Source organism: Mucilaginibacter sp. P4_C11 (assembly GCF_056402115.1).
Genome location: NZ_JBFUIA010000001.1, coordinates 213,463 through 231,542 on the forward strand (window position 1 = coordinate 213,463; position 18,080 = coordinate 231,542).

At 41.8% G+C, this 18,080-nt stretch carries 25 protein-coding genes; 16 read left to right on the forward strand and 9 right to left on the reverse strand.

The features are described 5' to 3' along the window. Positions 1-82 precede the first annotated feature (82 nt). The 5 genes from AC1DU2_RS00955 to AC1DU2_RS00975 all read left to right on the forward strand — a co-directional run bounded on the left by AC1DU2_RS00955 (position 83) and on the right by AC1DU2_RS00975 (position 4,865). Positions 83-1,804 (forward strand): M28 family peptidase, encoded by a 1,722-nt coding sequence (locus tag AC1DU2_RS00955; RefSeq protein ID WP_477382372.1) that lies wholly within the window; start codon positions 83-85, stop codon positions 1,802-1,804. Positions 1,805-1,868: 64 nt separating this feature from the next. Next, positions 1,869-3,170, forward strand: coding sequence for a 4Fe-4S dicluster domain-containing protein (locus AC1DU2_RS00960; protein WP_477382373.1), 1,302 nt, complete (start codon positions 1,869-1,871; stop codon positions 3,168-3,170). A 24-nt stretch (positions 3,171-3,194) separates the two neighbouring features. Continuing rightward, positions 3,195-3,641: a DUF2750 domain-containing protein gene (locus AC1DU2_RS00965; protein WP_477382374.1), complete on the forward strand. Its 447-nt coding sequence runs from the start codon at positions 3,195-3,197 to the stop codon at positions 3,639-3,641. A 9-nt stretch (positions 3,642-3,650) separates the two neighbouring features. Further along, entirely contained in the window at positions 3,651-4,442 is a 792-nt protein-coding gene (locus tag AC1DU2_RS00970) for a (Fe-S)-binding protein (protein WP_477382375.1), read from the forward strand. A gap of 15 nt (positions 4,443-4,457) precedes the next feature. Then, on the forward strand, positions 4,458-4,865 hold the full coding sequence (locus tag AC1DU2_RS00975) for a hypothetical protein (RefSeq protein ID WP_477382376.1): 408 nt from the start codon (positions 4,458-4,460) through the stop codon (positions 4,863-4,865). A 6-nt stretch (positions 4,866-4,871) separates the two neighbouring features. Here AC1DU2_RS00975 and AC1DU2_RS00980 read toward each other — a convergent pair whose 3' ends face one another. Beyond that, complete coding sequence (locus tag AC1DU2_RS00980; protein ID WP_477382377.1) at positions 4,872-5,354, reverse strand: hypothetical protein; 483 nt, start codon at positions 5,352-5,354, stop codon at positions 4,872-4,874. Positions 5,355-5,399: 45 nt separating this feature from the next. On the opposite strand from AC1DU2_RS00980, the gene AC1DU2_RS00985 reads away from it, so the two are divergent. The 3 genes from AC1DU2_RS00985 (at position 5,400) to AC1DU2_RS00995 (ending at position 6,771) form a co-directional block, all read left to right on the forward strand. Continuing rightward, positions 5,400-5,885, forward strand: coding sequence for an ABC transporter ATPase (locus AC1DU2_RS00985; RefSeq protein WP_477382378.1), 486 nt, complete (start codon positions 5,400-5,402; stop codon positions 5,883-5,885). 18 nt (positions 5,886-5,903) lie between these two features. Then, positions 5,904-6,095 (forward strand): hypothetical protein, encoded by a 192-nt coding sequence (locus tag AC1DU2_RS00990; protein ID WP_477357273.1) that lies wholly within the window; start codon positions 5,904-5,906, stop codon positions 6,093-6,095. A 64-nt stretch (positions 6,096-6,159) separates the two neighbouring features. Beyond that, positions 6,160-6,771 carry a YdeI/OmpD-associated family protein gene (locus tag AC1DU2_RS00995; RefSeq protein WP_477357279.1) on the forward strand — a complete coding sequence of 204 codons (612 nt, stop codon included), beginning with the start codon at positions 6,160-6,162 and terminating at the stop codon, positions 6,769-6,771. A gap of 329 nt (positions 6,772-7,100) precedes the next feature. Here the strand turns inward: AC1DU2_RS00995 and mtgA are convergent, their stop codons facing one another. The 4 genes from mtgA to rpsF all read right to left on the reverse strand — a co-directional run bounded on the left by mtgA (position 7,101) and on the right by rpsF (position 9,119). Continuing rightward, entirely contained in the window at positions 7,101-7,865 is a 765-nt protein-coding gene (gene mtgA, locus AC1DU2_RS01000) for a monofunctional biosynthetic peptidoglycan transglycosylase (protein ID WP_477382379.1), read from the reverse strand. 166 nt (positions 7,866-8,031) lie between these two features. Then, complete coding sequence (gene rplI, locus AC1DU2_RS01005) at positions 8,032-8,475, reverse strand: 50S ribosomal protein L9 (RefSeq protein WP_477357283.1); 444 nt, start codon at positions 8,473-8,475, stop codon at positions 8,032-8,034. 15 nt (positions 8,476-8,490) lie between these two features. After that, entirely contained in the window at positions 8,491-8,754 is a 264-nt protein-coding gene (gene rpsR / locus AC1DU2_RS01010; protein WP_022833472.1) for a 30S ribosomal protein S18, read from the reverse strand. Continuing rightward, positions 8,754-9,119, reverse strand: a complete 366-nt coding sequence (gene rpsF / locus AC1DU2_RS01015; protein ID WP_090652333.1) for a 30S ribosomal protein S6 — start codon at positions 9,117-9,119, stop codon at positions 8,754-8,756. The genes rpsR and rpsF overlap by 1 nt, the downstream gene beginning before the upstream one ends. Before the next feature lie 152 nt (positions 9,120-9,271). Between rpsF and AC1DU2_RS01020 the strand changes: the two genes are divergently transcribed. Together AC1DU2_RS01020 and AC1DU2_RS01025 are read left to right on the forward strand one after the other, a co-directional pair. Continuing rightward, positions 9,272-9,895 carry a hypothetical protein gene (locus AC1DU2_RS01020; RefSeq protein ID WP_477382380.1) on the forward strand — a complete coding sequence of 208 codons (624 nt, stop codon included), beginning with the start codon at positions 9,272-9,274 and terminating at the stop codon, positions 9,893-9,895. A gap of 68 nt (positions 9,896-9,963) precedes the next feature. Beyond that, positions 9,964-10,215, forward strand: coding sequence for a hypothetical protein (locus AC1DU2_RS01025; RefSeq protein WP_477382381.1), 252 nt, complete (start codon positions 9,964-9,966; stop codon positions 10,213-10,215). A gap of 38 nt (positions 10,216-10,253) precedes the next feature. Here AC1DU2_RS01025 and AC1DU2_RS01030 read toward each other — a convergent pair whose 3' ends face one another. Then, the gene (locus tag AC1DU2_RS01030; RefSeq protein WP_477357291.1) at positions 10,254-10,844 is read right to left on the reverse strand and encodes a Uma2 family endonuclease; all 591 of its coding nucleotides are present in this window, start codon (positions 10,842-10,844) and stop codon (positions 10,254-10,256) included. Between the two features lie 118 nt (positions 10,845-10,962). On the opposite strand from AC1DU2_RS01030, the gene AC1DU2_RS01035 reads away from it, so the two are divergent. Then, complete coding sequence (locus tag AC1DU2_RS01035; protein ID WP_477382382.1) at positions 10,963-12,762, forward strand: DNA polymerase III subunit gamma/tau; 1,800 nt, start codon at positions 10,963-10,965, stop codon at positions 12,760-12,762. Between the two features lie 59 nt (positions 12,763-12,821). Here AC1DU2_RS01035 and AC1DU2_RS01040 read toward each other — a convergent pair whose 3' ends face one another. Then, positions 12,822-13,259, reverse strand: a complete 438-nt coding sequence (locus tag AC1DU2_RS01040; protein WP_477382383.1) for a hypothetical protein — start codon at positions 13,257-13,259, stop codon at positions 12,822-12,824. 112 nt (positions 13,260-13,371) lie between these two features. Beyond that, a complete protein-coding gene (locus AC1DU2_RS01045) occupies positions 13,372-14,076 on the reverse strand; it encodes a hypothetical protein (RefSeq protein ID WP_477382384.1) in 705 nt (234 codons plus the stop codon). A gap of 209 nt (positions 14,077-14,285) precedes the next feature. Here AC1DU2_RS01045 and AC1DU2_RS01050 point away from each other — a divergent pair, with 209 nt between their 5' ends. The 5 genes from AC1DU2_RS01050 (at position 14,286) to AC1DU2_RS01070 (ending at position 17,608) form a co-directional block, all read left to right on the forward strand. Beyond that, positions 14,286-15,515 carry an NADP-dependent isocitrate dehydrogenase gene (locus AC1DU2_RS01050; protein ID WP_477357306.1) on the forward strand — a complete coding sequence of 410 codons (1,230 nt, stop codon included), beginning with the start codon at positions 14,286-14,288 and terminating at the stop codon, positions 15,513-15,515. Positions 15,516-15,595: 80 nt separating this feature from the next. Further along, the gene (locus AC1DU2_RS01055; RefSeq protein ID WP_477382385.1) at positions 15,596-15,811 is read left to right on the forward strand and encodes a type II toxin-antitoxin system HicB family antitoxin; all 216 of its coding nucleotides are present in this window, start codon (positions 15,596-15,598) and stop codon (positions 15,809-15,811) included. Beyond that, a complete protein-coding gene (locus AC1DU2_RS01060) occupies positions 15,811-15,999 on the forward strand; it encodes a type II toxin-antitoxin system HicA family toxin (RefSeq protein WP_477382386.1) in 189 nt (62 codons plus the stop codon). The genes AC1DU2_RS01055 and AC1DU2_RS01060 overlap by 1 nt, the downstream gene beginning before the upstream one ends. 106 nt (positions 16,000-16,105) lie before the next feature. Then, positions 16,106-17,086, forward strand: a complete 981-nt coding sequence (locus AC1DU2_RS01065; RefSeq protein ID WP_477382387.1) for a type I phosphomannose isomerase catalytic subunit — start codon at positions 16,106-16,108, stop codon at positions 17,084-17,086. Positions 17,087-17,116: 30 nt separating this feature from the next. Beyond that, positions 17,117-17,608: a hypothetical protein gene (locus tag AC1DU2_RS01070; protein ID WP_477357314.1), complete on the forward strand. Its 492-nt coding sequence runs from the start codon at positions 17,117-17,119 to the stop codon at positions 17,606-17,608. 18 nt (positions 17,609-17,626) lie between these two features. Here the strand turns inward: AC1DU2_RS01070 and AC1DU2_RS01075 are convergent, their stop codons facing one another. Further along, a complete protein-coding gene (locus tag AC1DU2_RS01075) occupies positions 17,627-18,073 on the reverse strand; it encodes a response regulator (protein ID WP_477357316.1) in 447 nt (148 codons plus the stop codon). Positions 18,074-18,080: the final 7 nt, after the last annotated feature.

Consider the following 18,080-nt stretch of genomic DNA (forward strand, 5'->3'; position numbering starts at 1 on the left):
GACGCATGTGATGCGTCTCTACAAAAAACATTGCAACCTCCACCTATTTTGCTTTATACCCGGCAATCGCTAACTTGCCCTTATGATTAAACCGTTATTAATAACATTGCTTGCACTATCTGCCGGGGTGGCAAACGCTCAAGGTTCAAATGCTATTGATAGTTATTACCCCCTTTTGCGAAATACATTTATTGAGGCCAATGCTTATAAAACGGTAGCGTTTGTTGAAAAACGCTGGAGGATTCCCGGTAATTCGGGCTTTAACGAAAGTATATACGAAGTTGAAAAAACACTACAGCAGGCCGGATATAAAAAAGAGGTAAAAGGTGAGGCCGATGGTCCGCTAACCTACCGCATTGAAACCCGCGAAATGCACCGCCCCACCTGGGAACCAGTAAACGCGGTTGTAACCATTGAGGGCGACGCAAAACCCTTGCTTACTTTTACTACCAACCGTAACATGCTGGCTATTTATTCAGCAAGTACCCCGCCGGGAGGAGTTGACGCCGATGTGCTTTTTGTTGATGAAGCCGGCATGAAAAACCTCGACGGCAAGGATTTAAAAGGCAAAATTATTTTTGCCGAAACTAATGTGGGCAGGTTTTATACATCGGCTGTTAAAAACGGCGCGCTTGGTGCAATGGGTTATAGCATGCCAGCCTACACGCAGCCCGAAAAAAATGTAAATTCTATCCAGTTTGGCGGTATCAGGTACCAGGATTCGTTAAGCCAGAAATTTGGGATCCTGCTTTCGTATGCTGCTAAAGAAAGGCTCAAAGCGGCTTTACAAAAAGGGCCGGTTAAGGTTCACGTTGAGGTGGAATCAAAAATATATCCGTCAAAAGAGCTCACCATTGTGGCTAATGCCCGCGGCACAGCCAAACCCGACGAACGTTTTGTATTTAGCGCGCATGTACAGGAGCCGGGCGCCAATGACAACGCTACCGGAGTAGGTACGCTTGCCGAAATGGCAAGGGTAACCGCAACAATCATCAACCAGAAAAAATTCAGCCCTAAGCGTACCATCACGTTTTTATGGGGCGATGAAATTGTATCAACAGGCAGGTATATTACTGAAGATACCCTGAGGGCCAAAGGTATTAAATGGGGATTAAGCCTGGATATGGTGGGTGAAGATGTAAGCAAAACAGGCGGCAGTTTCCTGATTGAAAAAATGCCCGACCCATCGGCTATCTGGACCCGTGGTAAAGATAAGCATACTGAGTGGGGTGGCAGTGAGTTAAAAGAGTCGGATATGTTTCCGCATTATTTTAATGATCTGGTGCTTAACCGCTGCATGCAGCAGGGCCGCGATAATGGCTGGGTAGTAAAAAGCAACCCTTTTGAAGGCGGCAGCGATCATACCCCATTTTTGCAGGCCAAAATTCCCGGTTTATTGATGTGGCATTTTACCGATGTATTTTACCATACCGATGCCGACAGGTTAAATATGGTTTCGGCACAGGAAATGAAGAATGTGGGTGTAAGTGCGTTGGCTACAGCCTATGCACTAACCGCGGCAGATGAACCAACTACGTTAACACTGATTGACGAGCTGCAAAAAAACGCGGCCGACAGGCTAAATGACGAATATGCTTTGGGCGCGCAGGCCATTAAAGACGGATTGCCGGCCGATGCCGAAAAACATAAAATTGATGTATGGGCAAAATGGTATACCGATGCTTTAAGCAAAATGACAGATATTAACGTTGAGGGCAGCACAGCGCCAATAAATACCCGGATAGCAAGCGCAAAGCAGGCCGTGATGGATTTAAATTCAAAAATTGATGCCAATCTTAAATAATTAAGTAACCTTTTGCCGTTTCAACAATTCCGTTAACTTTGAATAAAAATACTATGCACGCATAATGATTGCACAAGCTATATTTATCGTCATTTTAAGCGCTGCCATTTACCTGTTTGCCAAAAACGCGGGTAAAATAAGGCGCAATATATTACTGGGTAAGGATGTTGACCGCAGCGACGAGCCGGCAACGAGATGGGAAATAATGGCCAAAGTAGCCCTTGGCCAAACCAAAATGGTTAAGCGCCCTGTTGCGGCCATAATGCATTTTTTTATCTATGTAGGCTTCGTTATCATCAACCTGGAAGTGCTGGAGATTATGATAGACGGCATTTTTGGTTCGCACCGTATTTTTTCGACCCCGCTGGGCGGCTTGTATAACCTGCTGATAGGCGGTTTTGAGGTGCTGGCGGTGTTGGTACTTGTTGCCTGTATTGTTTTCCTGAGCCGGCGTAACATTGTACACCTAAAGCGCTTTTCGGGCACCGAGATGACCCAATGGCCAAAATCAGATGCCAACTATATCCTTTGTATCGAAATATTGCTGATGACCGCGTTTTTAACCATGAACGCGGCCGACTATAAACTACAGTTATTGCATTTTGAGCATTATATAACAGCCGGCAGTTTCCCGGTAAGCTCGCTTATAGCGCCGATATTGCCCGATAGCGCAGCTTCATTGGTGATGCTGGAAAGAGGCTGCTGGTGGTTCCACATCATAGGTATCCTTGCATTTTTAAATTACCTGCCCTACTCCAAACATTTTCACATCCTGCTGGCTTTCCCCAATGTGTATTACTCAAACCTGAACACCAAAGGAAAGTTTACCAATATGGCGTCGGTTACCAACGAGGTTAAGGCTATGCTCGATCCTTCGTTCGTTCCGGAAAATACCGGCGAGCCTGCCCGTTTTGGTGTAAAGGATGTAACCGACCTTACCTGGAAAAACCTGATGGAGGCCTATACCTGTACCGAGTGCGGCAGGTGTACATCAGTATGCCCGGCAAATATTACCGGCAAACTATTATCTCCGCGTAAAATTATGATGAATACCCGCGACAGGCTTACCGAAGTGGGCAACAACCTGGACAAGCATGGCAAGGGTCATGACGATGGTAAATCGCTGCTGGATAATTATATCACCCGCGAAGAGCTTTGGGCATGTACTACCTGCAATGCCTGTGCCGAGGCCTGCCCGGTAAATATCAATCCATTGGAAATTATCACAGAAATGCGCCGTTACATAGTAATGGAAGAATCACAGGCGCCGGCAAGCCTGAACAATATGTTTAGCAATGTAGAAAATAACGGCGCCCCCTGGAAGTACAGCCAGGCCGATAGGTTGAACTGGGCAAACAACGATTAATTACAGGTTTTATTAAATACAGATATGCTGCAGGATACCGCAACCATTGAACTGAAATATAATTTATTTATTGAACGTGCAGCCGCAGCTAAATCGGTATGGGGATTGAAAAGTAAAACAGGCTGGGCCAACTCGCACTCAAGCGACGATGAAGGCGTTAGCGTGATTCCATTTTGGTCGGACAGGGCCCTGGCCAAAGCTTGCGCACGTGATGATTGGAAAGGCTACCTGCCGGTTGAAATTCTGATAGCCGAATTTTTAGAAAGCTGGTGTGTGGAAATGCACGAAAACGACGTGCTGGCCGGTATTAACTGGGATGCCAAAATGTTTGGAAAAGAAAGCCCCGCTTTAAATGTGGCGCTCGATATTCTTAACCAGTTAAATGCCAACAACACGGCAATTGTATTTAAAAACTACAGCGGCGTAGATGACTTTATAGCCAATATAAACGAGTTGCCCGACGACTTATAATCCGGATTTATGACAAACTTCAAAATACCCACCATGGCCCAAATGGCCGCCGACGGCATTGAACCCGAAATACTGTTCTGGGTTGGCTGTGCAGGTAGTTTTGACGAGCGGGCGCAAAAAATAACCCGCGATATATGTAAAATACTGCATCATGTAGGCATCAGCTATGCTGTTTTGGGTACCGAAGAAAGCTGCACCGGCGACCCCGCCAAACGGGCCGGTAACGAGTTTTTGTTCCAGATGCAGGCCATGACCAATATTGAAGTGCTTAACGCCTATAATATCAAAAAAATAGTAACCGGCTGCCCGCACTGTTTTAACACCATCAGGAACGAATATCCGGGTTTGGGTGGTAATTATGATGTAATACACCATAGCCAGCTGATACAACAACTAATTGATGAAGGTAAGCTGAAAGCTGAGGGAGGCGAAAGCTTTAAAGGTAAAAAGATTACCTTTCATGACCCCTGTTACTTAGGCCGGGCAAATAACGTTTATGAAGCCCCACGTGCCGCGCTGGAGATACTGGACGCCGAACTGGTTGAAATGAAACGTTGCAAAAGCAATGGCTTATGCTGCGGCGCAGGCGGCGGGCAAATGTTTAAAGAACCCGAAAAAGGCACAAAAGATATCAACCTTGAACGCATGCAGGATGTAATTGAGGCCAAAGCCAATATTGTAGCTGCCGGCTGCCCCTTTTGTATGACCATGCTTACAGATGGCGTTAAACTACAGGATAAACAGGACGAGATACAGGTGTTGGATATTGCCGAAATAACGGTAAGGGCAAATGGGTTATAATAGCGCTTTAAACAAATGAAGATTTATTGGCTTGCTTTTATGTTGATGATTACTACCGTGTTGCGGGCAAAGGAGCGCGCGACTTGTATGATTCACCCAATTGATGAAAGTGAGCGAATTGAAGGGCAGCTAGCAGATAAGCTTTATAAATTACGTGAAATCCGAGGGGTTGTTAAACAGTTGAATCGGCTAAACCTCCATCTTTCAACAATGGTTGTAAAAAGGCCGACTCCGGATGATCCTTATTATTTAGTAGACGTAGGCCACTCTGGTGTTTACCGTTTTGAAACCCGCTACGAATTTAAAATAATGAAGGTTGATGTTAACAAGGTAGACATTAAACCTTACGTGGCGGTATGGGATGGATTTAAAGGCGATTACCTGCCGTTATATAAATATCGAAAGATCCATCAACCTAAATAGTCGATATTATAAGCTCTTCGCTTTAAAGTAATTCAGTGCTATTTTTAAACTGTCCAGCTTTGCCTGGCTCATGTGTTTTACGGGCAGTTCAATAGCGGTGGCCATCGAGTCAAGGTCGCCTTTGGGGTCTTCGTAGGTTTGCACAATAATATCGTCGGTTAGGGTACTTAGTTTAAGGGTTCCGGTGGTATCGCTGCCCAGGTACTCCACGTTGTTGAGGCGGTGTAAATTAAACGAAAAATACTCTTGCCTGTCGTGTTGATAAGTTTTCCTTAAACGCAAAAAATAATCGTTGGTAAGTATTAATTCCCACTTTTTCAGTGCGATATCCAGCGGCGGATTAAATGATTCTGTTAGGCATTTATTACTCCAGGCAAGCCATTCCTGGTCGCCCATACCCGGTTTAAAACCGTAAATAAAGCAACTGGAGGCCAAAACTGCTATAATTAGCACCCTTTTTTTTATTAACGACGAGATTGATGTTTTCATGACAACAAAATGTTACCCTAAGTTAATAAATTGATATTTTTGCAAATGGAATTTTCTCAACACTCAAGAGTTTGGATCTACCAGGCCGACAAAAAATTAACCGACGAAGTGGTGCAACAAATCCAGCAGGAACTGGATAAATTCACTACAGGATGGACGGCGCACAACAACCAGCTGAAGGCTAAGGGCGAGGTGCGTTACAACCGTTTTTTGATACTCATTGTTGACGAAAGCCAGGCAGGCGCCAGCGGCTGCTCTATTGATAAGTCGGTGCATTTTATGCAGAATATCGGGCAGCATTTTGACATCAACCTGTTCGATAGGTTTAACCTGGCCTACCGCGATGGCGAAGAAATTTTATCCCTCCCCCGCCATGCTTTTGAGGATATGCTAAAACAAGGCAAAATAAATACCGAAACCATTGTATACAACAACATGGTACAAAACCTTACCGAACTGGAAACCAAATGGGAGGTACCATTTAAAAACAGCTGGCATATTCAGTTGTTCAGGGATTTGGTTAATGGTTGATAATCATTAAATTTGTATATGACAACTTTCACTGTACAAGTAAAAGATAGCGATGCGGAGATGCTGCTAACGATCTTGAAAAAATTCAAGGCAAAAGTTATTGAGTTGCCAAAAGAAAGTGAACTTACTCAGGAGATAGCTACGGCATTAAACCAAGTAAAACAGATCCAATCCGGCGAGATAGAATCACTTAGCCTTAAAGATATATAAATGTCTAATCTGAAATTTTGAGCCGATTGTTATAAATTATAGTATTTGTTACTAAATTTATTTCATGGAACAATACGATAGTCGCGTTGATGCTTTTATTGAAAAAGCCTCGGATTTTGCCAAACCAATATTGGAATACATCAGGGAAATTGTACATGAAACATCCCCCTTATTGATGGAAACCGTAAAATGGGGCTTCCCTTTCTTTGATTATAAAGGCCCGGTATGCCAGATGGCTGCTTTCAAAGAGCACTGTTCATTCGGTTTTTGGAAGGCAACGTTATTGAATGATCCTCATAGTGCATTGAGCATTGGAGATGGTTCTGCCGGCAGCTTTGGCCGGATAACCAAAATAGAAGACCTGCCATCTAAAGAAATCCTGCAAGATTTTATCCGGCAAGCCATCGCCCTAAACGAGAGCGGCAAAAAAACACCCGAAGCAATAAAAAAGGCGTCAGCGCCCAAAACCGAATTGGTTATCCCCGAATACTTCACGGAGTTTTTAAAAACCTACCCTAACGCGAGTTTTAACTTTGATAAATCCAGCTACTCGCATAAAAAGGAATATGTGGAATGGATTGTTGACGCTAAAAGCGAAGCTACCCGTCAGAAACGCATGGAAACTGCCGCGGAATGGATTGCCGAAGGTAAATCAAGGCACTGGAAGTATAAATAGAAGCGAAGCTCCTGAAGCTACAGTGTACCCACATCTTTTAATAAAAGAAAATTGTCATTTCGATGGAGCAAGGGAGGGCAAAGAGTGGGAGCGCGAAAGAGAAATCTTGAACGCCCTGCATTCCAATTGGCTGGTTTGGATGTAGGGCGTTCAAGATTTCTCCTCACCCCTGCGCAAAAGCCCCTCCTGGTTCGCTCGAAATGACATTCGGTTTTATTAATTGATGAGATCCAAAAGATGTGGGCAAACGGTAGCTCCTGAAGGGGGAACGAAAGTTCGTAAAGACCATACTAAATGCAACTGTTGTTCCCCCTTCAGGGGGTTAGGGGCTAAAAATCCAATGGCCCCAGCCTTTTCATGTTTTTCATGATCAGATACTGCCGGTGCTTTAAATACCTTGTAGGATTTGTGGCCGACCATTTAAGCGGACTTGGGAATATTACCGCTATAGCGGCGGCCTCGTGTTTTGTAAGCTCCGAGGCATGTTTATGGAAATAGGCCTGCGATGCAGCTTCGATACCGTAAATGCCGTCGCCCATTTCAATCTCATTCAGATACATCTCCATAATGCGTTTCTTACTCCAGAAAACTTCAATCAGCACGGTAAAATATGCCTCGATCCCTTTACGCAGCAACGAGCGGCCTTCCCACAAGAAAACGTTTTTGGCTACCTGCTGCGATATGGTGCTGCCACCGATCAGTTTTTTACTGTGCGCGTTTTTTTCGATAGCTTTTTCTATCGCCCTGAAATCGAAACCATGGTGCTCTAAAAAGCTTTGGTCTTCGGCGGCCACGGCAGCGCGTTTCATATTGTCAGATATCTCGTCGAAACTTACCCACTGCTTATCTATCTTCCAATCAACACCACGGGCTTTTTGCTGAAAACCACGCTCAATCATCAGCCAGGTAAAGGGAGGCCGCACAAAGCGAAACAGCAGTACGCCAAATAAACTAAGCCCAAAAAAAAGGATAAATCCCAGCTTAAAAACTCTGAAAACAAGCTTAAAAATACCGTTAAACCTGGTTTTTGATACCGAACTTTTTTTACCCGGCTTTGAGTTGGATAATTTTGATGAGTTGTAATTGCGCTGCACTATTGTAATAAGTTTCTATAAAATGAAAAAGGTGCTTTGCATTGCAAAACACCTTTTAAAATTCTAAAATTTTTCTGACAATCCGAAACTGCGAAGCATTCTTGAGTACCAATTAAAATAATAATTAATACACGAAAAATCAAAAGTTCGAATCCCGAAATATAAATTACTCAGCTACTACCGAGAAAGGAACTTGTACCTTAACTTCTTTGTGCAGGTTAATGTTTGCGATGTAATCACCAACAAACTTAGGCTCCTGATCAAAGGTGATACGGCGACGGTCAACATCAAAACCTTCTTTTTTCAATGCATCAGCAACCTGGATGGTATTGATAGCACCGAAGATTTTTCCGCTTTCACCGGCTTTAGCGCCAATGTTAAGTTTAACACCTTCTAAACGGGCAGCAATTGCATCTGCATCCTTGCGGATTTTTTCTTGTTTAAACTGAGCTTGTTTCAAGTTTTCAGCTAAAACTTTGCGTGCACTTACAGTAGCTAATATGGCGAAACCTTTAGGTAAAAGGTAGTTACGGCCATAACCTGGTTTAACGTTTACTACATCGTCTTTATCACCCAGGTTTTTTACATCTTGTTTTAAAATAACTTCCATTTCTTAAATCTCCTATTATTTTAATGAATCTGTAACGTAAGGTAATAAGCCAATGTGACGGGCACGCTTAACAGCCTGGGCCACTTTACGCTGGAATTTTAATGAAGTACCTGTTAAACGGCGTGGCAATACTTTACCCTGATCGTTAATGAACTTCAATAAAAAGTTAGCGTCTTTGTAATCGATATACTTAATACCATTCTTTTTAAAACGGCAGTATTTTTTACGGTTATCCTCCACCTTTGGAGCGGTAACGTATTTAATTTGTTCGTTTGCCATTATTTCGAAGCCTCCTCTGTTGCTTTAGGTTTCTTGTTAAAGGCACCGCTACGTTTTTTGTCGTTGTACGCAACAGCATGCTTATCTAAAGCAATGGTCAGGAAACGCAAAACACGCTCATCGCGCCTTAATTCAACCTCCAATTTGTTAATTAATTCACCCGGAGCCTTAAATTCAGTTAAGTGATAGTACCCTGTAGTCTTTTTTTGAATAGGGTACGCTAATTTTCTCAAACCCCAATTATCCTCCTGGACAATTTCGGCTCCGCCATCAGTTAAGATTTTGCTGAACTTGGCGTTAGCCTCGGCAGCAACTTCTACTGATAACAACGGGGTTAGAACGATCACGATTTCGTACTGTTGCATTATTATACTTTGATTTTTAATTAATTACCCGCTATTACGGGGCTGCAAATGTAGTGATAATATTTTTACCATTCAAATATTTTCAGCTTGAAAATTAGCATATTTACCATCTAAAAATAAATTGTCAATTTATATTTGCGACAAACAAAAACATGAAAAAACATCTACTCGTTTTCACTGCTATTCTCACATTAATTATTACGACCGCTAAATCCCAGACGGTTACCCCCGGCCCAGTAGAAAGAAGACTTGCTGACAGTATCTGCAGCAGCCTTTCAAAGCTCGACCTCTCAAAAATTACTACCAAGAGCGAGGCTGTCAAAGCTTATACAAGTTGCGTGATGGCGCATGCCGATATGTTGCCGGATTTGGCAGCTGAAAAGAAAGTGGACATGACCGATCAGGCGGCTATGCGCCTTGTTGGTATTGAATTAGGCAAAGACCTGATGAAGCAAAACTGCAAGTACTTTTTACAGCTATCTACAGCAATGGCAAAAAAAGAGGACAGTGAGGAGGCCGCTACCAGTTCAACACTCGGCACATTTAAAAGGATTGACTTGAAAGGGTTTAATTATATCGTGATAAAAGATGATCAGGATACCGAAAAATCTTTTTTATGGTACGGCAATTTCCCGGGTTCTGAAAAATTCATAAAAACACCCGCTTTACTTTTAAATAAAAAACTCAAAATAACCTGGGCCCCAAAAGAAGTTTATATGCCCGAAGCAAAGGGGTATTATACTATTAAAGAGATTTTAAGAGTCGATTTTCTTTAATCCGTTATTTGGCAACAAACATACCCTTCTTACTTCTTGTTACTTATCATATAAAACATAATCTAAATATGGCCATATCTTTAATGCGTTCGGCAAACATTGAGCCGGAAAGTTTTTTAGCTAAAATGAACACCAATGTATTGTCTTTCGGCGGCGGGAATGACGATGAGATTGAAGGCGATTGGGAAGATGAGGACGACGAAGATTTTGACGACCAACTGGATGCCGAAAGCGACCTGCATGATATGCAGACAGGCAATGATATTGACGACCCCGACCCTGACGATGATGACCACCTGCCGGATGACGATTTGCAATAGTGTTGGCTGGTTTTATCCGGTAAGTTGAAAAAAAAGTGTTAGTTATTGGTTACGGCAAATAGCTCGTCCAAATTCAATATAAAACCAGGTAATATGGGGGTGCTTAATTTGTCGCCGGTGGTGAGCAGCCTTGATGCCTGGTAGATGTTGTCAATTAAAGTATATTTGAGAAATGTTTTTTCGGATGGATGGATGATCCAATATTCAAGAACACCATTTTCTTCATAAACTTCATATTTATTTTGAAGTTCTTTTTTATTGTTTCCTGGCGATAAAATTTCAACAACGATGTCCGGCGCTCCCAGGCACCCTTTTTCATCAATTTTAAGAGGGTCGCAAACTACCACAATATCCGGCTGTACTACAGTTAAAATGTCTTTGTTGTCTTTTTTTGATCGCGTAGTCAATCGTACATCAAAAGGAGGGTGGATTACCTTGCAGGGTTTGCCTTTGAGATAGTTATAAAGCTCATTAAAAATAGCGCCCGAGATTAGTTGATGAGCAGATCCCGGGGCAGGGCTCATTTTAAAGATTTTGCCTTTAATTAACTCCAATCGTTCATCAAAAGCCCATTTTAAATAGTCGGCGTAAGTGTATGATTTAGTAATATCAAGGTCTGATAACTGCATGGTATTTGAACTTTAATCAAAAATACGCATTTAATTCATTTGGTTAACGCTATACTCCTTCCAAAATTTTACCAACATCAGCTTTAAACAAACCTAATTTCTCATTAACTTAGCGGCTGTGGATAATTTCATTGTTTCGGCCCGTAAGTATCGCCCGGCTACTTTTGAAACCGTTGTTGGTCAGCAGCATATAACCAATACGCTCAAAAACGCTATTAAAAACAACCAGCTGGCACAGGCATTTTTGTTCTGTGGGCCGCGTGGTGTGGGCAAAACTACGTGCGCACGTATCCTGGCTAAAACCATTAACTGTACTAATCTGCAGCCAAACGGAGAAGCTTGTGGCGAATGCCCAAGCTGCAAGGCATTTGAAAACGGCAACTCCTTTAACGTACATGAGTTGGATGCCGCGTCCAATAATTCGGTTGATGATATCCGGAGCCTTATTGAGCAGGTACGCATACCGCCACAGGCTGCCCGCTATAAGGTTTATATTATTGATGAGGTGCACATGCTGTCGCAGGCGGCTTTTAACGCTTTCCTGAAAACACTGGAAGAGCCGCCTCATTATGCCATATTTATATTGGCTACTACCGAGAAACACAAAATACTGCCCACCATATTATCCCGCTGCCAGATTTTTGATTTTAACCGAATCAGGGTTGATGATATGGCTGGCCACCTGGCTTCTATCGCAGGCAAAGAAAATATCAGTTATGAACCCGATGGCCTGCACATTATAGCCCAAAAGGCCGATGGCGGCTTACGGGACGCGCTTTCGATGTTTGACCAGATAGTGAGTTTCTCGGGCGGTAAGGTCACCTATCGTTCGGTTATTGACAATCTGAACATACTTGATTACGATTACTACTTTAATATAACAGAAAGCCTACTCAAAGAAGACACGGCCAAAGTACTATTGTTTTTTGACGAGATATTGTCGCGCGGTTTTGATGGAGCGCATTTTATTGCCGGCTTAAGCGAACACTTCCGTAACCTGCTGGTAAGTAAAGATCAAACCACTTTAAAGTTATTGGAAGTAAGCGAGGGCATCAAAAATAAATACCTGCAGCAATCGCAGGCAGGCTCGGTATCGTTCCTGTTATCGGCCATGAATATTGCCAACCAATGCGACATCAGCTATAAGCTAAGTAAAAACCAACGGTTACAGGTAGAGCTGGCGCTGCTCAAAATGTGCCACCTGCCTTCGGCCTTTAATATGGCAACCACGCCACTTAACGCAACGCCCATCGCAGATGGGGGATTAAAAAAAAAACCTGATACCCCAGCAATAACCCCTCTGCCGGCAGTTAATTTAGCCAATGAAGCGCCGGTTTTAAGCGCTGCACAGGCTATCAACAAAACAGTTCCCGCAACTAATGGACAGCCCGCCCCGGCAAATCAAGCTGTACAGGTAAAAGAAGCTGCTGCCGAAAAGCCTAAAATTATTATGCCGCTTAGGAGTACGCTAACTCCGTCGTTAACAGATACCGCTAAAACAGAAGAGGAAATACTTGAAGAAGAAGACCCGTATATAAAAGGCGATTCCCGGGATGATTTTACAATGGATAGTTTTTTAAAATACTGGAGTGATTTTGCCGCTAAAGTTAAAGCCGACGGTAAAAAAAACCTGGTTACCATTTTTACATCAAACGCGCCGCGGATGATAAGGCCGTACGAATTTGAAATTTTGGTGGGCAATAAAGTGCAGGAAAATTTATTCAGAGAAGAGCGGCCAGAGATGCATAATTTTTTGCGAAGTAAGCTAAACAACTTCACTATCGAAGTAAATGCACGCGTTGATGAACAGGAAGTTGTACGCAAGCCCTACACCTCAATAGAAAAATTTCAGTATATGGCATCCCGCAACCCCGAACTAATGGATTTGCGCAATCGCTTTAATCTCGATTTTGATTAATCAAGTTGTGAGTTTTAAGTAATGAGTTTTGAGTTGTTTTTTAACTTACCACTCAAAACTTAAATATTCTTAGGATACCCCTCTTCATCCAGGTCGTCCCTGTCATCTTCTGGTGTATGGGCAAGCGCGGCATCGGCGGCATCCACCTCAACAATGTCGCCATCGTCAATATGCATCCCCAGGTCATCAACATCTGTTTCAATAGATCTTTTACTGGCGTATTCACCGTCTGCCGTATCATAGGGGTTGGCTTCGTCGTACGTGGAGTTCATGTCCTCGCCATTTTTTACTGATGTTTTATACGGATCCGGGTGGTCATAATCCGGGTCGTCGCTTTTTACATCGTATTCAAAGCTGTCCTCTTCCTCGTTATAACTCAGGTCTTCCTTGTCAATGGTTTCGCCAAGTTCATCTTTCAGCGTCAGGTCGCGGTCGCTGGCATTATCGGTTAATGCATCGTCATCTTCATCGCCGGGGTTGATATTTTGAATGCTCATAGGTTTTGTAATTTGTAATTAAAGATACAGTAAAAACCTTGCCAAAAAAACAACAGCGAGTATAATATCAGGTGCTGGCAGTAATGCAAAAATTAAGTGCATACCTGCTGTATCAATAATGAATTTGCTTACGGTACGAAGTAACGCCGCCAATAGCAAATTTTACCCCTATGGTAAATTGGGCATACGCATCGTTATTAGCCGTGCTCGAGTTGTTGTAACCATCCAGGTTATCGCTAAATACAAAATTATATTGGTAGCCCAAATCAATTCTTACACTGGGTTGGCTATATTGATTATAGAGTTTAAATTCGTATCCTATCCTTACGGGTAAAAAGGGTACCTGGGCATTGTAGTCGCCGGGTATAATATATCCACGCTTATCATCACTCCTGTATACAATATGGTTCACTATATAGCCAATTCCTGCCGAGGCATACCAGTTTTTCATCACATTCATGAACGGACTTGATGAGTAATCCAAAAACTCACCAGCTTGTAACTGTCCTCTGAATGAAAAGGCTGTAAAGTGGTTTTCAAATTTCCTGCCCGACGATGATTCCAGCGTTCCACCTTCTAAACGGCCAACCTGTAACTCAAATACATAATTAACAAACGGGCTTTGGTTATAATTAAAATTAAAGTGAACTGATGGAGTAACCGTGAATGAATTTACATCGGCCATAGCGGCAATGTTAACCCCTACTGCGGTACCAACATCATATTGGGCATAATCATATCCAACCTGTGCTTTTGCTAAAAAGGAAATTGTTGAAAGGGTTATTATCAGAACGGTTTTAGCGATGAATTTTATCATAATACAAATAACAGGGCTTTGATTTAGCTGCCCGTTGGTGTAGTAACGTTTAATTTTATAAAAATAGCATCAAAGTTTATAAAAACAATAAACTGTTTCAATAAATCGTCATTAAACAGCCATCAATTATTTTCATGTGTTATTTAGTTAGTTTGATAAACTCAAATTAATATATTTGAAGCCATTAAAATAAAGAAACAACGTCAGCTATGTCAAAAATTAAAGTAGAAAATCCGGTAGTTGAGCTGGATGGCGATGAAATGACCCGGATCATCTGGAAATTCATCAAAGACAAATTGATAATCCCTTATCTTGACCTGGATATCAAGTATTATGATTTGGGTATTGAGTATCGCGATGAAACTAACGATCAGGTAACTGTTGATGCCGCAAATGCTATTTTAAAATATGGTGTAGGTATTAAATGTGCAACCATCACTCCTGATGAAGCACGTGTTGAAGAATTTGGCTTAAAACAAATGTGGCGTTCGCCAAATGGTACTATCCGTAACATTTTGGATGGTACTGTTTTTCGTGAGCCTATTGTTATGGCAAATGTGCCACGCCTGGTGCCAAACTGGACAGCCCCTATTTGTATTGGCCGCCACGCTTTTGGCGATCAGTACCGTGCTACCGATTTTGTTACCAAAGGAAAGGGTAAATTAACCATCACTTTTACTCCTGAAGACGGCAGTGCCGAGCAATCATTTGAAGTGTTTAACTTTAAAGGCGACGGCGTGGCGTTGGCTATGTATAACACCGACGAATCTATCAAAGGATTTGCACACGCTTGTTTTAACCAGGCTTTAATGAAAGGCTGGCCTTTGTACTTATCAACCAAAAACACCATCCTTAAAAAATACGATGGCCGTTTTAAAGATATTTTTGAAGAGATCTATCAAAACGATTACAAAACAAAATTTGCAGAAGCAGGCATTACTTACGAGCACCGTTTAATTGACGACATGGTTGCATCGGCCTTAAAATGGAACGGCAATTTTGTTTGGGCTTGTAAAAACTACGATGGCGACGTACAGTCGGATACGGTAGCCCAAGGTTTTGGTTCATTAGGTTTAATGACATCAACACTTGTTACACCCGATGGTACTGTAATGGAAGCCGAAGCTGCGCATGGTACAGTAACCCGCCACTACCGCGAGCACCAGGCCGGCAAGCCAACATCAACCAACCCTATTGCATCTATTTTTGCATGGACAAGAGGATTGGAGTTCCGTGGTATATTAGATAAAAACCAGGAGCTGATAGATTTCTGTAAAGCTTTGGAAGAAGTTTGTATTGAAACTGTTGAAAGTGGCAAAATGACCAAAGATTTAGCCATCACCATTAAACCAAAAGTTGAACACGGCACAGATTATTTATATACCGAAGAATTTTTGGCCGCAATTGACGAAAACCTGAAAGCTAAATTGGGTAAATAAGCCTGATAATGCTTTAATATTTAAAGCCTGCTCTTTAAAAGAGCGGGCTTTTTTGTGCAAGCAATTTCTTATATTTGAATATGAAGTTTACAGCAGTTATAGAAAAAGGTGAAAGCGGTTGGTTTGTAGGCCAGATCGAAGAAGTTCCGGCGGCAATTTCCCAGGGAGAAACTATTGAGGACGTAAAAACTAATTTATTAGATGCATTGCGGCTAATAATGGATACCAATAAAGAGATTACCGAGAAAGAGTATGTAGGCAAACAAGTGATTTTTGAAGAGGTTGAACTTAGCTGATGAAACGCTCGGCCTTAATTAAGCATCTTGAAAAAAACGGATGTTACCTGCTGCGAGAAGGGGGCAACCACGCTATTTATGTCAACCCGATCAATCAAAAGCAAACTGCAGTTGGGCGTCACCAGGAATTAGATAACTTACTTTGCAAGAAGGTTTGTAAACAATTGGAAATTCCCTCTATTGGTTAATATGTTACAAAAAAAAGCTTATTCTGATGGAATAGGCTTTTTTTGTAACTATTTACGCCTTTTTATATTTAACTTTTAACTTAGCGCTTCAAAAAACAACACTACTATGTCGGCATTATATCCCTTAAAATTTAAAACCATATTTAAAGATAAGATCTGGGGCGGTCAAAAAATCAGTACCTATCTGCATAAAGATTTTGGCGATTTGCCAAACTGTGGCGAAACCTGGGAACTTTCAGGCGTAAAATCCGACGTATCTGTAGTAAACGGCGGTGCACTGGACGGCGAATCATTGGCTGATTTGCTGGAGCAATATAAAGACGAGCTTGTTGGTAAAAAAGTTTACGCCCATTTTGGTAATATTTTCCCTTTACTGATCAAGTTTATTGATGCTAATGACGATCTTTCTGTTCAAGTGCATCCGGATGACGAATTGGCCAAAAAACGCCATAACTCATTCGGCAAAACCGAAATGTGGTATGTGATTGAAGCCGATCCGGGTTCCACGCTGATAGCTGGCTTTAACCAGGAGATGACCGAGCAAAAGTATATAGACGCGCTAAACAGTGGCCATATCATGGATATCCTGAACAAAGAGGATGTAACCGCGGGCGATGTTTTCTTTTTACCGGCAGGTCGTGTGCATACAATCGGCAAAGGATTGTTAATTGCCGAAATTCAGCAAACATCTGATATCACTTACCGTATTTATGATTTTGACAGGGTTGATGATAAAGGCAACAAACGCGAACTGCATACCCAGGAGGCATTGGCTGCAATTGACTATAAACACTACCCGGAGTATAAAACCATATATCAACCTCAAAAAGACGAAACGGTTCATTTAGTAACCTGCCCGTACTTTACCACCAACATACTTGATTTTGACAAAAGCACCGCAAAAGATTACTCGGCGCTTGACTCGTTTGTGGTACATGTTTGCGTTGAAGGAGCTTATAATGTAACCTATAACGGCGAAACCTACCCTGTAAAAATGGGCGAGTGCATCCTGCTGCCAAAAAGCATTGATAAAATTGAGTTGGAAACCAATAGTGGATTTAAAATTTTGGAAAGTTATATCGAATAATGTTATCTTTATGGGGATATAACCTAAATCATGAAGAAAATATTTTTACTTGGTGTGGTAGTATTGCTGGCGTTTGATAGTTGTAAAAAAGATAGTGCCGGTAATACAGCAGATACAACAATTAAGATTAATGCAACAGGTACTTACAGCCTTGTATCAGTAGTTAATACTAACCTTACAAGTACCGGATCTGAAACTTTTACCAGTTTACTTACGCCTTGCCTTGCCAATAACAAAACAACATTTAAAGGTGATGGTACTTCAAGTTCGGTATACAGTGGAACCGATAGTTGTTATGTTAAAAAGGCGGCCTTTTCGTCTTTAATCATCGGGATAAAAGGGCAATCCACAACGAGTGCATGGTTGCAAAAAGGCAACCTGATAAAGTTGAACGTGCTGACACCATATACAGCTACCTCCTACGGACAAATAAGTGATGTAGGAGGCAGTATCCAGATAGTATTCAAAGACACTATCAAATCAATTGGAAGTGTAGCAATATCAACATACGTAAAACAATAGAACACTTTTAAACGGGGCTCAATTAGTCTCGTTTTTAAACCTTCGGTTGTCAATTTGATGGCGTATATAATCAAATATGCTGTTAAGCTGGTGTTCATTGATAGGCTTAAAAATATAATCCTCAACATCAGCAATATTTTTTGACCGATAAATATCGTTCAGGTAAATAGATGAACTGAGCATATAAATTGTGATTTTTTTGCCCAGCTGGGATTTTATTTCCGCAAATTCATGCAGAAATTCCCAGCCGTCCATATTAGGCATATTAATATCAAGGAATATTACATCGGGCAAATTTTGAACGTTCAACGGGTTATTTAGCCAGTTAATAGCCTGGTATCCGTCGCCAAAATTAATTACCCGGCTATTAATCCCCTTTAAACTAATCATTTTTTTGAACCCGAAAGTATAAACCTGGTCGTCGTCAATTAAGCACACCCTCACGGTATCCTGCTCTGCTATCATCTGCTTT